At 69.5% G+C, this 13,229-nt stretch carries 11 protein-coding genes; 10 read left to right on the top strand and 1 reads right to left on the bottom strand.

Annotation, left to right across the window (positions count from 1 at the left end; all coding sequences use genetic code 11):
• Positions 1–82 precede the first annotated feature (82 nt).
• The 7 genes from AC4D12_RS13725 (at position 83) to AC4D12_RS13695 (ending at position 9,024) form a co-directional block, all read left to right on the top strand.
• A complete protein-coding gene (locus AC4D12_RS13725) occupies positions 83–1,099 on the top strand; it encodes a LacI family DNA-binding transcriptional regulator (protein WP_490950492.1) in 1,017 nt (338 codons plus the stop codon).
• 113 nt (positions 1,100–1,212) lie between these two features.
• A complete protein-coding gene (locus AC4D12_RS13720) occupies positions 1,213–2,520 on the top strand; it encodes an ABC transporter substrate-binding protein (RefSeq protein WP_490950491.1) in 1,308 nt (435 codons plus the stop codon).
• Between the two features lie 94 nt (positions 2,521–2,614).
• Entirely contained in the window at positions 2,615–3,574 is a 960-nt protein-coding gene (locus AC4D12_RS13715) for a carbohydrate ABC transporter permease (RefSeq protein ID WP_490950490.1), read from the top strand.
• Complete coding sequence (locus AC4D12_RS13710; protein ID WP_490950489.1) at positions 3,574–4,491, top strand: carbohydrate ABC transporter permease; 918 nt, start codon at positions 3,574–3,576, stop codon at positions 4,489–4,491. Before AC4D12_RS13715 ends, AC4D12_RS13710 begins: the two co-directional genes overlap by 1 nt.
• 2 nt (positions 4,492–4,493) lie before the next feature.
• A complete protein-coding gene (yicI, locus tag AC4D12_RS13705) occupies positions 4,494–6,845 on the top strand; it encodes an alpha-xylosidase (protein WP_490950488.1) in 2,352 nt (783 codons plus the stop codon).
• Entirely contained in the window at positions 6,842–7,576 is a 735-nt protein-coding gene (locus AC4D12_RS13700) for a glutamine amidotransferase (protein ID WP_490950487.1), read from the top strand. Before yicI ends, AC4D12_RS13700 begins: the two co-directional genes overlap by 4 nt.
• A gap of 233 nt (positions 7,577–7,809) precedes the next feature.
• Positions 7,810–9,024 (top strand): NAD(P)/FAD-dependent oxidoreductase, encoded by a 1,215-nt coding sequence (locus AC4D12_RS13695; protein WP_490950486.1) that lies wholly within the window; start codon positions 7,810–7,812, stop codon positions 9,022–9,024.
• Between the two features lie 16 nt (positions 9,025–9,040).
• Here AC4D12_RS13695 and AC4D12_RS13690 read toward each other — a convergent pair whose 3' ends face one another.
• On the bottom strand, positions 9,041–9,697 hold the full coding sequence (locus AC4D12_RS13690; protein ID WP_490950657.1) for an effector binding domain-containing protein: 657 nt from the start codon (positions 9,695–9,697) through the stop codon (positions 9,041–9,043).
• A gap of 402 nt (positions 9,698–10,099) precedes the next feature.
• On the opposite strand from AC4D12_RS13690, the gene AC4D12_RS13685 reads away from it, so the two are divergent.
• From AC4D12_RS13685 to AC4D12_RS13675, 3 genes are read left to right on the top strand one after another with little or no spacing between them, the layout of a single operon-like run.
• Complete coding sequence (locus AC4D12_RS13685; protein WP_490950485.1) at positions 10,100–11,338, top strand: glycerophosphodiester phosphodiesterase family protein; 1,239 nt, start codon at positions 10,100–10,102, stop codon at positions 11,336–11,338.
• A gap of 47 nt (positions 11,339–11,385) precedes the next feature.
• Positions 11,386–12,387, top strand: a complete 1,002-nt coding sequence (locus tag AC4D12_RS13680; protein ID WP_490950484.1) for an acetamidase/formamidase family protein — start codon at positions 11,386–11,388, stop codon at positions 12,385–12,387.
• Between the two features lie 57 nt (positions 12,388–12,444).
• The gene (locus tag AC4D12_RS13675) at positions 12,445–13,206 is read left to right on the top strand and encodes an SDR family NAD(P)-dependent oxidoreductase (RefSeq protein WP_490950483.1); all 762 of its coding nucleotides are present in this window, start codon (positions 12,445–12,447) and stop codon (positions 13,204–13,206) included.
• Positions 13,207–13,229: the final 23 nt, after the last annotated feature.

Here is a 13,229-nt window from a genome sequence, read left to right as displayed (position 1 = left end):
CGTAGCGTACAGGCAGCCGGTCGTCGAAACGTTTAGACGATTAGATCCGGTCCCCGTCCTTCCCGCAGACATCGGAGTCAGCATGGCCAACATCCACGACGTGGCGCGCGTCGCAGGAGTGTCCATCAGCACCGTCTCCTATGCCCTCAGTGGCAAGCGGCCCATCGGCGAGCAGACACGCCTGCGGATCGACCAGGCCGTACGGGAACTCGACTACATGCCGAATGCGGCGGGCCGCATGCTCGCCGGCACCCGGACCCGGATCTTCGCGCTCACCGCTCCCCTGAGGAGTGACACCTACGCACCGGCCCACATGGCTTTCGTCCTCGCGGTCGCCACCGCTGCCCGCGCGCACGACTACGACGTCCTCCTGCTGACCGAGAACGAGGCCACCGAGGGTCTCCGCCGGGTCTCCTCGAGTCGCCTCGTCGACGGCATCATCGTCCTGGACGTCTCGGTCGACGACGAGCGTGCCGATCTCGTGCGGTCGCTCGGCGTGCCCGCGGTCCTGATCGGTGTGCCCGGCGACGCCGAGGGCCTCGTCTGCGTGGACCTCGACTTCGAGGCTGCCGCAGCGATGGCCGTGGACCGCCTCGTCGACGCGGGGCACACGTCGCTCGCGCTCCTCGGACACCCCCAGGCGGTCTACGAGCGTGGCTCGAACTTCCCCATGCGGTTCCGCGACGGCTTCCTGGCCCGGGCCTCGGAGCGCGGCGTCCGCGCGCTGTTCACCGTGGTCGAGAAGGACGCCTCCCAGGTCCGTGGGGCGCTCTTCGGGGTGCTCGATGCCGACCAGGCTCCCACGGGACTGGTGATCCACGCCGAGGAGGGCGTGCACAAGGGCGTCCTCGAGGCGATCGCCGGGCGCGCCCTCTCGATCCCGGGCGATCTCTCGGTCGTCGCCGGAGTGCCCACGTTCGACACCTCGGTGTTCACCCCGCCCCTCGACGTGATTCCGCTGATCCCGGCGGATTCCTGTGTCCGAGCCGTCGATCTCGCTGTGCAGCAGCTCGACGGCACCGTTGAACCGCGCGTCGAACTCGTCGCGCCGAGATACCGCGACCACGGCTCGGTCGCGGCACCCAGCCCGGGCAGCTAGCGCCGGGACCCTGTCCACCCACCAGTTCCACCTCGACGAGGGCCGGCATCGCCCGCCGTCGAAACGTTTCGATCAGAGTCGGCGATCAGCCGACCACTACAAGGGAGTAGGCCATGAAGAGAAGCAGAATGATCATCGGCGCAGCACTGACGGCAGCAGCGCTCGCCCTGTCCGGTTGCTCCGGCTCGGGCTCCGGTTCGGAGGGCTCCGCGGAAGGCGACGGGCAGACCCTCAAGCTGTGGCACTTCGAGAGCGAGACGAGCGCCATGGGGATCGCCTGGGAGGAGGCCATCAGGATCTTCGAGGAGGAGACGGGCGCCACCGTCGAGTTCGAGGAGCGCAGCTTCGAGCAGATCCGGTCCACGGCGAGCCAGGTGCTGAACTCGGACGAGGCCCCGGACCTCCTCGAGTACAACAAGGGCAATGCGACGGCCGGGCTGCTCTCCAGCCAGGGCCTGCTCAGCAACCTCGACGAGGCCGTGGAGGAGTACGGCTGGGACGAGAAGCTGGCGCCGTCGCTGCAGACCACCGCGAAGTACGACGAGCGCGGCATCATGGGCTCCGGCAGCTGGTTCGGCATACCGAACTACGGCGAGTTCGTGGAGGTCTACTACAACCAGGACATGTTCACCGCGGCAGGGCTCGAGGTCCCGACCACCCTCGACGAGTTCGAGGACGTGATGCAGGCGTTCACGGACCAGGGCATCACGCCCATGGCCCAATCCGCAGCGGAGTACCCGCTGGGGCAGCTCTGGTACCAGCTCGCGCTGACCCAGGCGGACCGCGAATGGGTCGAGGACTACCAGCTGTACACGAACCCGGTGGACTGGCAGGGCGAGGAGGTCTCCTACGCCACCGAGACCGTCAAGGAGTGGACGGACAAGGGCTTCATCTCCACCAACGCCACGGGCTCGACGGCGGAGGACGCCGGCACCGCCTTCATCAACGGGACGAACCCGATCTTCTTCTCGGGTAGCTGGTGGCACAACCGCTTCACCACCGAGGCCACCGGCTTCGAGTGGGGCACGTTCCTCTTCCCCGAGGCCGAACTGGCACCGGGATCCGCGGGCAACATGTGGGCCGTACCGGAGAACGCGGCCAACAAGGAGCTCGCCTACGAGTTCATCGACATCACCATGCGCCCGGATATCCAGAACCTGATCGGCAACAACGGCGGCGTCCCCGTCGCGGCGGACCCGGCGGACATCACGGACGAGAAGAGCTCCGAGCTGATCGCCAACTTCAACGCCCTCACCGAGAAGGACGGCATCGCCTTCTACCCGGACTGGCCCACCCCCACGTTCTACGACGAGCTGAACGCCGGTCTCCAGGAGCTCCTGAACGGGACCACGTCCCCCGAGGAGTTCCAGGAGCAGGTCGGCGAGCAGTACCAGAGCGGCGTCGACGACATCGTCGGCTGACGGCCGAACCCCCACCCCTGATCGTGCCGCCAGGCCAGTCCCGGCCCGGCGGCACGACCGACCCCCGACCACCACGTCTGGAAGGTGCACGCCCATGGCGATCGCAACCCGGTCGAAGGAGCGCGTCCGGCGCTCCGCCCCCACCAGCCTCATCCCCGGCTCGAGCAGCACGTCCTTCTGGTTCTACCTGCTGCCCGGGCTCGCACTGCTCACGCTCATCATCGTGGTCCCCCTCCTGTGGAACGTCTACCTGACGTTCACCTCCTACCGCGGCATCCGGCCGCCGGAGTTCATCGGCCTCGAGAACTGGGTGGAGCTGGCCGGCGACACCACGTTCTGGACCTCGTTCCGCAACTCCGTCGCCATGATCATCGCGATGGTGGTGGTCCCCACCGTGCTGGGCCTCGTCCTCGCCGCGATGCTCTTCGACCTCATCGGCCGGAAGTTCGGCGGCCGTGTGGCCAGCTTCCTCCGCGCCACCTACTACCTGCCGCAGATCCTGCCGGGCGTCATCGCGGCGATCGTGATCGGCTGGATCCTCCGGCCCGAGAACGGTGCGCTCAACCAAGTGCTCGCCGGCGTGGGGCTCGGCGGCCTGCAGGGCAACTGGCTCGGCAGCCCGGAGACCGCCCTGCCGAGCATCATGGTGATCATGGTCTGGGTGCAGCTCGGCTACCCCGTGGTCATCTTCATGGCGGCCCTGCAGCGCGTGGACCCCGAGCTCTACGAGGCCGCCGAGCTCGACGGCGCCAACTGGTTCCAGCGCTTCCGCGCCATCACCGTGAGCATCATCCGGCCCGAGATCTTCGTGGTCACGCTCACCTGCGCCATCGCGGCGCTGAAGGTCTTCGGACCCATCTACGCGCTGACCGGCGGTGGCCCGGGGACTTCGACGATCGTCCCCGCCTACTACGCCTACAGCGAGTTCTTCCAGTCCCAGCAGGTGGGCTACGGCGCCACGATCGCCACCGCGCTGACGGTGGTCATCGCCGTCGTCAGCATCATCTTCGTCCTCGTGCAGACGAGGCTCGAACGCAGTGAGGAGGCACGCTGATGGCCATCACCGACAGCCCTGCCGGCACCCCCGCCGGTACGATCACCCGGGACGCACTACAGGCCCCGCGGCCACGACGTGGCGGAGGCCGCGCGCGGAAGACGCCGGGGGACTGGGTGATCCTCGCGATCGCCGCCCTGATCGGGCTGCTCATCGCCGTCCCCTTCCTGCTGATCCTCGCCAACTCGTTCAAGTCACCCGCGGACTACGCCACCGGCGGGCCGCTCTCGCTGCCGTCCTCGCTGTACTTCGACGGCATCACGGCCTTCTGGGAGCGCGTCGACTTCCCGCGGAAGCTCTGGAACAGCTTCTTCATCAGTACCGTGGTGGCCGTCCTGGCGGTCGGTATCTCGATGTTCAACGCCTTCGCGCTCGGCATCGGGCGCGTCCGCGGCCGGACCTGGCTGGTGCTGCTGATCCTGCTCGCGAACATGCTGCCGCAGGAGGTGCTCCTCTACCCGCTCTACTTCATGTTCCGCGAGGTGGGCCTCTACGACAGCCAGTGGGCCGTGATCATCATCTTCACGGTCATCCAGAGTGCGTTCGGCACCTATCTGCTCGCCTCGGTGTACGGCACGTTCCCCAGGGAACTGCTGGAGGCGGCGTCGCTCGACGGCGCGAGCCGCTGGCAGATCCTCTGGCGCGTGATCTTCCCGATCTCCCGGCCCACGCTGAGCGTGCTGCTCATCTTCTTCTTCATCTGGACCTGGAACGAGTTCCTGATCCCGCTGACGTTCCTCGTGGGCAATGACAACCAGACCGTACCCGTGGCCATCACCGTCCTGCAGGGCGACCGCCTCATGGACGTCACCACCACGAGCGCCTCCGCCCTCCTCGGGCTCCTTCCCACGCTCATCTTCTTCCTCATCTTCCAGCGCACCCTCACCCGGGGCATCACAGCAGGAGCAGTCAAGTAACCATGAAATTCACCGACGGATTCTGGCATGTCCGCCCCGGCGTCGATGCGCAGTACGCGCAGGAGGCCTACGACGTCGAGGCGGTGGGCGGCCGGCTCACGGTCTCCGCGCCGACGAAGGTCATCGAGCGGCGCGGCGACACCTTGAACCGGGCCCTGCTGACCGTCACCCTGAGCAGCCCGCTCGACGGCGTGATCGGCGTCCGCATCGAGAACCACCGCGGGGACACCCCGCACCGCGGCTTCGACCTGGTGGGCGCGGAGGAGGGCAGCGGCACCGCCTCGGCGGACGACGACGGCGGCATCCTCACGGCCGGTCCGCTCACCGCGCGCATCACCCGGGGAGCGCCGTGGAACCTCACCTTCGAGACCGACGGACGGGTGCTCACCTCGAGCGGCCACAAGTCGATCGGCCGGATGGACCTCGCGCCGGACGCACCGGTCACCACTGAACCCGCCGGGGTGGCGGGCGTGACGGCCAGCGGGCGCGCGCCGTCGTCGTCGTACCTGCACGCGCAGCTCTCGCTGGGTGTCGGCGAACTCGTGTACGGGCTGGGCGAGCGCTTCGGCCCGTTCGTGAAGAACGGCCAGACCGTGGACATCTGGAACGCCGACGGCGGCACGTCGAGCGAGCAGTCCTACAAGAACATCCCGTTCTACCTGACCAACCGCGGCTACGGAGTCTTCGTGAACCACCCGGAGCACGTCTCCTTCGAGGTGGGATCCGAGGCCGTGGAGCGCGTCCAGTTCTCGGTGCCCGGGCAGATCCTCGAGTACTTCGTGATCCAGGGCGCCACCCCGGCAGAGATCCTGGAGCGCTACACGCGCCTCACAGGCCGGCCCGCCCGGGTACCGGCGTGGTCCTACGGCCTGTGGCTCTCCACGAGCTTCACCACCGACTACGACGAGCAGACCGTCACGCACTTCGTGGACGGCATGGCCGAGCGGGAGCTGCCCCTGAGCGTCTTCCACTTCGACTGCTTCTGGATGCGCGAGTTCAACTGGACGGACTTCGAGTGGGACGCCCGGGTGTTCCCCGATCCCGAGGGCATGCTCGCACGGCTGCACGACCGCGGGCTGCGCGTGAGCGCCTGGCTCAACCCGTACATCGGGCAGCGCTCCAGCCTCTTCGACGAGGCCGCCCGGGCGGGCTACCTGGTGCGCCGCGAGGACGGGACGGTGTGGCAGTGGGACCTGTGGCAGGCGGGCATGGGGCTCGTGGACTTCACCAACCCGGACGCCACCGCCTGGTTCCAGGGCAAGGTCCGCACGCTGCTCCACCAGGGCGTCGACGCCATCAAGACGGACTTCGGCGAGCGCATCCCGCTGGGCGTTCAGTGGCACGACGGCACCCCGCCCGAGACGATGCACAACCTCTACCCCCAGCTCTACAACCGGGCGGTGTTCGACGTACTCGAGGAGGTCCGCGGCCCGGGTGAGGCGGTGCTGTTCGCCCGGTCGGCGACCGCAGGCGGGCAGCAGATGCCCGTGCACTGGGGCGGGGACAACTCCTCCTCCTTCGAGTCCATGGCGGAGACCCTGCGCGGCGGGCTCTCGCTCGCGCTGAGCGGCTTCGGGTACTGGAGCCACGACATCGGCGGCTTCGAGGGCTCACCCGACCCCGCCGTGTTCAAGCGCTGGCTGGCCTTCGGGCTGCTCTCGAGCCACTCGCGCCTGCACGGCTCCACCAACTACCGCGTCCCATGGGCCTTCGACACCGGCGACGAGCCCGCGGGCCAGAGTGCCGTGGACGTCACGCGGACCTTCACGCGGCTCAAACTGTCCCTCATGCCGTACCTGTACTCCGTGGGCCTGGAGGCGCACACGAGGGGTACACCGTTCATGCGGCCCATGCAGCTCGCGTTCCCGGGTGATCCCGCCGTCGCGCACCTGGACCGCCAGTACATGCTGGGCCCGGATCTCCTGGTGGCCCCCGTGTTCTCGGCCGGCGGCGAGGTGGAGTACTACCTGCCCGCCGGTACGTGGACGCAGCTGCTCACGGGAGAGGTGGTCACCGGGGGAGCGTGGCGGCGTGAGGTGCACGGCTTCGACTCCCTGCCGGTGTGGGTGCGGGAAGGTGCGGTGCTGGTGACCGGCAACCGCTCCGACCGCCCCGACTACGACTACCTCGAGGACCCCCTCGTCACCGTCTACCCGGGCACGGCCGACGGCGCTGTGGTGACCGTGACCGCGCCCGACGGGTCCTCGGGGGAGTTCCGGGTATCCGGAGCGGGCGGAGACTACCGGGTCACCGGCCCGGACGGCGCGAGGTTCCGGGCCCGCGCGGCCGGCGGCACCGAGGTGGCGGCCGACGGCGGGGCGGCGGTCCTGGAGGCCAGTAGCATCGAGGGGTGAAACCCTTCCTGCTGCTGGCCACGCGAGCCGAGGACGCCGCGGCCGACGCCGAGTACAGGAGCTTCCTCCGCTTCGGCGGTCTGGCCGAGTCGGAACTGCGGCGGGTCCGGCTCGAGGCCGGGCCGCTCCCGGAGATCGATCTCGCGGACTACTCGGGGATCTTCCTCGGCGGGAGCCCCTTCAACGCCTCCGATCCCGAGGAGTCCAAGAGCGCCGTGCAGCTCCGCGTCGAGGGCGAACTCGGGGCGCTGCTGGACCGCGTGGTACCCGAGGACGTCCCGTTCCTCGGCGCCTGCTACGGTGTCGGCACCCTCGGCCGGCACCAGGGTGCCGTGGTGGACAGCACGTACGCGGAGTCCATCGGCGCCGTCGAGGTGACCGTGACCGACGACGGCGCGGCGGACCCGCTGCTGGCGGGGCTGCCGTCGTCGTTCCCCGCGTTCGTGGGACACAAGGAGGCGTGCGCGGCGCTCCCGCCGGGTGCCGTGCTCCTCGCCTCCTCCGCCACGTGCCCGGTGCAGATGTTCCGGGTCGGCGAGAACGTCTACGCCACGCAGTTCCACCCGGAGCTCGACGTCGAGGCGCTCGTGGGGCGCATCGACACCTACCGGCACGCCGGCTACTTCCCGCCGGAGCAGGCCGAGGAGTACATGGCGAGGGCGCGGGCCCTGGCGGTGGACCAGCCGGCGCGGATCCTCGGCGCGTTCGTCCGGCGCTACGCCCGCTCCTGAACCGTCGGCGTGCGCACGAAGACGCCCGCGCCTTCTGAGGCTGACCCGCTGCACACTGTCCTGCCCGTCCGCCTCCCCCGCGGAGCAGCGCCCACTGTCGGCACCGAGCGGTACTGTCGAGGAATCGGCAGGGCATCGCACGTAGCGCAGGGCAACGCACAGCGGAAGAGGTAGCGGTCATCGAATCGAGCGCCAGCACGAGCACCAGATCGGCGGGCCGCACCGTCCCGGTGGTGCCCGCACCGGGCGAGAAACGGCACCACCGCATCCTCATCATCGGCGGGGGCAACGCGGGCGTCTCGCTCGCCGGGCGCCTGAAGCGGTACCGGATGAAGGACGTCGCGGTCATCGAGCCACGCGAACGCCACTACTACCAGCCGCTCTTCTCGCATATCGCCGGCGGAACCGCCGATGCGCTGGAGGCGGTCCGCCTGCAGTCCGAGGTGATGCCGAAGGGGGTCACCTGGATCAGGGACAAGGCCACGGACGTCAGCACCGAGACCAGGACGGTGCTGCTCGCCTCCGGCTCGGCCGTCACCTACGACCACCTGGTCATCTGCCCGGGCATCCAGAACGACTGGAATGCGATCCCGGGCCTCAAGGACGCCATGGAGGGCCCGTTCGGTGCCTCAAACTACGAGTTCGAACTCGCGCCGAAGGCGTGGAAACTCCTGCGGGCGGTCACCGGCGGCACCGTGGTCTTCACCCAGCCCCCCGGGCCGGCATCGTGCGACGGCGCTGCCCAGAAGCCCATGTACCTGGCATGCGACTACTGGCGGCGCCAGGGCGTCCTCGAGGACATCCGGGTGGTGCTCGTGGTGGCCACACCCACCATCTTCGGGATGGAGATCGTCGACGAGGAACTGGGACGGAAGATCGACGAGTACGGCATCGAGGTCCGCTACAGCACCGAACTCGCCTCCGTGGATCCCACGGGCCGTTCGGTGCGCCTGACCAACACCGTCACCGGGGCTTCCGAGACCCTCGGGTACGACGTGCTGCACGTGGTCCCGCCGCAGTCCGCGCCCGAATGGCTGAAGACCACCGACCTGCCCGCTCCCGGGAACATCGGCGGGTTCGTGGAGGTGGATCCCGTGATCCTGCGCCACCCGCGTTTCCCGGAGATCTGGTCGCTCGGTGACGCCGCCTCCACGCTCAACTCGAAGTCGGGCGCTGCGCTGCGGATGCAGACGAAGGTGCTCGCGAAGAACATCCGGGCCGTGCTCAAAGGCAAGAAGCCCACGGCCGAGTACAACCACTACTCGGCGTGCCCCTTCGTGGTCACCCGGAACACCGTGGTGTTCTCCGAGTTCGACGACAAGTACTCGCCCATGCCCACTGTGCCCGGCTGGAACAACCTCGCCCGCGAGCGCCGCCTGACCTTCGTGGCCGAGCGGATCCTGCTGCCCAAGGTCTACTGGAACCTGATCCTCAAGGGCAGGGCCTGAGCCCGGCCCCTTCATCTCAGGCCGGTTCGATCGGGATCCACAGTTGCCCGCGGCCGCTCGACCCGCCGAGGTCGGGCTGCACGCTCAGCAGCTGCGGGCCGGGCGCCCAGCGGTAGGGGTTCGCCGGGAACCACTCCGCCGCGGCGTCCGCCCACATCTGCTGGAGCGCCTGCGGGAAAGCGCCCTCGGTCTCGAACACCACCCACGTCCCGGCGGGTACGGGCAACCGCTCGAAACCCTCCCGAGCAGGTTGCGTCGTGGCGACGGCGTGCCAGTAGTCCAGGGCGGTGCCCTCCGTGGAGGGGTCCTCGAGATTGTCCGTGACGGCGAGCAGGCCGGCGGGCTCGGTGTCGACGAGTTCCGCGAGGACGGCGTCGACGCCCTCGTCCAGGCTGCGTTCGAACTCCTCGATCGCGGGGTTGTGGCCCTCGTGGACGAGTGCCACGCGTGTTCGGAGGCCCACCAGCGCGAACTCCTCCTTCGTGACGATCCGGTGCTTCATGGTCGATCTCCCTTCGATGCGTAGATGGAACCTCAGGTGCGGTTGTGAGTGGAGTGCGGCGCCGGGAAGGCGCGCGTCGGAGGGCGTCAGCCCGTGCATGGCCTTGAACGCTCGGGTGAACGCCTCGGCCGATCCGTATCCGTAGCGGACGGCCACCTCGAGGACGGGCATCCCGTCCACGATCTCCGCGGTGGCGACCGTCAGGCGCCGCCGGCGGATGTACTCGCCAGAGGGGCAGGCCCGCGAGGGACGCGAACATGCGGCGGAAGTGGTACTCGGACGTGAGCGCCGTCCGGGCGAGCGCGCCGACGTCCACCGGCGCCGTGAGGTCTTCCTCGATGAGTTCGATCGCGCGGTTCCAGAGTTCCACGGGCACCGCCTCCTTTCCCTCCCCACGCTACGAGGCCGCTGGCGTCCGCGCCCGATGATCGGTGCCCGGAAGTGTCAGGTGGGCGGTTCTCCTTCACCGGGCGTTCACGCACCGTTGCTCAGCGCGTCGGGTTCGGGCTGTTGCATGAGGGGTGCGCCGCGTTGCACCGGATCCGGCGTGAGGCCACCGACCGAAGGAACTCCATGCCGCACCGCATCGTCCGTCCCGTCGCCCGCGCAGCCGCGATCGCCGTCGGGCTCTCGTTCCTCGCCGTCCCGGCGCAGGCCGCCCGCGTGGCCGACGTGCCGACGGCGCACCCGGCGAAGCGCCAGGTCGGGGCACCCCTCCTCGTGGGCCACCGCGGCGCCGGCGGCACTGCTCCGGAGAACACCGTCGCCGCGTTCCGGGACGGCCGGGCGTCCGGAGCGGAGTTCATCGAGATCGACGTGCAGCTCAGCGCGGATGGCGTGCCGTTCCTCTTCCACGACGACACCCCGGCCCGCACCACCGACGTGGAGGAGGTCTTCCCCGAGCGCGCGAACGATCCCATCACCTCCTTCACCTGGGCCGAGCTCCAGCAGCTCGACGCCGGCTCCTCCTTCGACGCGCGCTTCGTCGGCGAGCGCATCCCGCACCTCGACGACGCCGTGAAGGCCGCCACCCGCACCACCGGCGTGTACATCGAGATCAAGAGCCCGCGGAACTCACCCGGGATCGAGCAGCTCGTCGCGGACGAACTCACCGGAAACCCGGCCTGGCAGAAGCTCGTGGCGGTGGACAAGGTGCAGGTCATCGGGTTCGATGCCGCCTCCAACCGCCGCTTCGCCGAGCTCGCACCCGAGGTGCCCCTCCAGCAGCTCATCGGCGCCGTCCCCTCGGCCGCGGTCCTCGCCGAGTTGGCCACCTACGTCGACTCCATCGGGGCGAACTACCGCGGCCTCACCGCCGCCGACGTCGCGCGCGTCCAGGCGGCCGGGCTCGTCATGAGCGTGTACACCGTCAATTCCCCGGAGGCCGTGCAGGCCGTCGTCGACCTCGGGGTGGACGCCGTGACCACGGACTTCCCGATCCAGATCGGCCGCTTCCTCCGCGGACTGCCCGTGTTCCCCGGCGCCGCCGTGGAGATCAGCGAGGCCATCAATAACCCGGCGGGCGACGACGTCCTGCCGGACGGCGGAGAGTACGTCACGCTGCGCAACACGTCGGCGTCGGCCGTGGACGTGAGTGGCTGGTTCCTCCGCGACGCCGCCAACAACGTGCTGAGCGTCGGCGAGGGGTACGTGCTGCAGCCGGGAGCCGAGCTGAAGGTCCACACCGGCCCGGGCACCAACACCGCAACCTCGTACTTCAATGGGTACACGGCGTCGATCCTCAACAACACCGGCGATTCCGTGGGGCTGTGGACGGCCGAGCTGCGTCTCGTGGACGTCCTCGCCAACTGACGCGGACGGCCCTTGTCGGGTCCGGAGGCTGCCCGTAGCATCCGGTCATGGAGATCATCGAGTACCACCCGCGGCCCGATCAGCTCGTCTACACCTTCGGCGGGAGCGCACCCGTCATGACGGTGCGCCCCGGTACGGCGCTGAAGCTGTGGTCCGAGGACGCCTTCAACAACGCGCTGACCTCGGTGGACGACGTCTCGGGCGAGAAGGTGGACCTCAACTTCGTGAACCCGCAGACCGGGCCGTTCTACGTGGAGGGCGCGGAGCCGGGGGACACCCTCGCCCTGCACGTCGTCGATCTCACGCCCGCGCGGTCCTACGGGGCGTCGGCGACCATCCCCTTCTTCGGCGGGCTCACGAGCACCGACCGCACGGCCACGCTGCAGGACCCGCTGCCGGACATCACCTGGATCTACCACGTGGACACCGAGCGCCGCACCGTGGGGTTCCAGTCACGCCACGGCGATTTCGAGGTGGCGCTGCCGCTCGAGCCGATGCTCGGGACCGTGGGTGTGGCCCCGCCCGGGGGAGAGGTGCGCTCGAGCCTCGTGCCCGAGCGGTTCGGCGGCAACATGGACGCGCCGGACGTCAAGGCGGGCACCACGGTGTACCTCGGTGTGAACGTGGAGGGCGCGCTGTTCTCGATCGGCGACGGCCACTACCGGCAGGGTGAGGGCGAGGCGTGCGGCACGGCGGTCGAAGGGGCCATGCACTCGACCATCATCGTGGACCTCATCAAGGGCGGAGCCCCGGCATGGCCGCGGCTGGAGACCGACTACCACTGGATGGCCGTGGGCTCGTCCCGGCCCATGGAGGACTCCTGGCGGATCGGCCAGGTGGAGATGGTGCGCTGGTTCGGCGACCTCTTCGGACTGCACCACCTCGACGCCTACCAGCTGCTCACGCAGACGGCACTGGCGCCGATCGCCAACGCCGTGGACGCCAACTACAGCGTGGTGGTCAAGGCGCCCAAGGCGCTGTTCCCGGCGGCCGACGCCTACGGCGGGCTCCACGCGCACCTGCGCCGCGAGGCCGCGGCCCTCCGCTGACCCGACCCCTGATCCGCCTGCTCACCCGCCCGGCCACCCCCTTCCGAAAGGCACACCATGGACCTGCACCTGGACGGCATCACCGCCGTCGTCACCGGCGGTACGAAGGGTATCGGCCGCGCCATCGTCGAGTCCTTCGCGGCGGAGGGCGCGCATGTCGCGTTCTGCGCGCGCAACGCAGCGGAGGTCGCGGCGACGGAGCAGGCGTTCGCGTCGTCGTCGGGCCGGGTCTCCGGGTACGTGCTCGACGTCGGTGACGGCGCGGCGGTCGCTGCCTGGGTGGAGGCCGTGGCGGCGGACTTCGGCCGGATCGACGCCGTGGTGAGCAACGTGAGCGCGCTCGCCATCGAGGACACCGAGGAGAACTGGGAGGCGAGCCTGCGCGTGGACCTCCTCGGTACGGTGCGCCTGGTGAAGGCGTCGCTGCCGCACCTGGCGAACAGTCCGACGCCGTCGATCACCGCGATCTCGAGCGTCTCCGGACGCGAGGTGGACTTCGCGTCCGGTCCCTACGGCACCGTGAAGTCCGCGCTGATCGGGTACATGGCCGGGCTCGCGTTCCAGCTCGCGGGCCAGGGCATCCGCGCGAACACCGTGTCGCCGGGCAACACGTACCACGAGGGCGGGGTGTGGCAGGGCATCGAGAGCGGCAACCCGGACCTGTTCGCCACGGCCCTCGGGCTCAACCCCACAGGCCGCCTGGGTACCCCGCAGGAGGTGGCGGACGCCGTCGTGTTCCTCGCCAGCCCGCGCTCCAGCCGGACCACCGGTGCCAACCTGCTGATCGACGGCGCACTCACGCGCGGCATCCAGTTCTGACGTCCACGCACGGCACACGCGTG

The organism is Arthrobacter sp. TJ-266, assembly GCF_058269115.1.
This window is presented reverse-complemented; position numbering and strand designations above follow the sequence as displayed.

Coding starts and splice junctions, on each gene's coding strand:
- AC4D12_RS13725 (WP_490950492.1), top strand. CDS start 83: ATGGCCAACATCCACGACGTGGCGCGCGTCGCAGGAGTGTCCATCAGC.
- AC4D12_RS13720 (WP_490950491.1), top strand. CDS start 1,213: ATGAAGAGAAGCAGAATGATCATCGGCGCAGCACTGACGGCAGCAGCG.
- AC4D12_RS13715 (WP_490950490.1), top strand. CDS start 2,615: ATGGCGATCGCAACCCGGTCGAAGGAGCGCGTCCGGCGCTCCGCCCCC.
- AC4D12_RS13710 (WP_490950489.1), top strand. CDS start 3,574: ATGGCCATCACCGACAGCCCTGCCGGCACCCCCGCCGGTACGATCACC.
- yicI (WP_490950488.1), top strand. CDS start 4,494: ATGAAATTCACCGACGGATTCTGGCATGTCCGCCCCGGCGTCGATGCG.
- AC4D12_RS13690 (WP_490950657.1), bottom strand. CDS start 9,697: ATGCCCGTCCTCGAGGTGGCCGTCCGCTACGGATACGGATCGGCCGAG.
- AC4D12_RS13685 (WP_490950485.1), top strand. CDS start 10,100: ATGCCGCACCGCATCGTCCGTCCCGTCGCCCGCGCAGCCGCGATCGCC.
- AC4D12_RS13680 (WP_490950484.1), top strand. CDS start 11,386: ATGGAGATCATCGAGTACCACCCGCGGCCCGATCAGCTCGTCTACACC.
- AC4D12_RS13675 (WP_490950483.1), top strand. CDS start 12,445: ATGGACCTGCACCTGGACGGCATCACCGCCGTCGTCACCGGCGGTACG.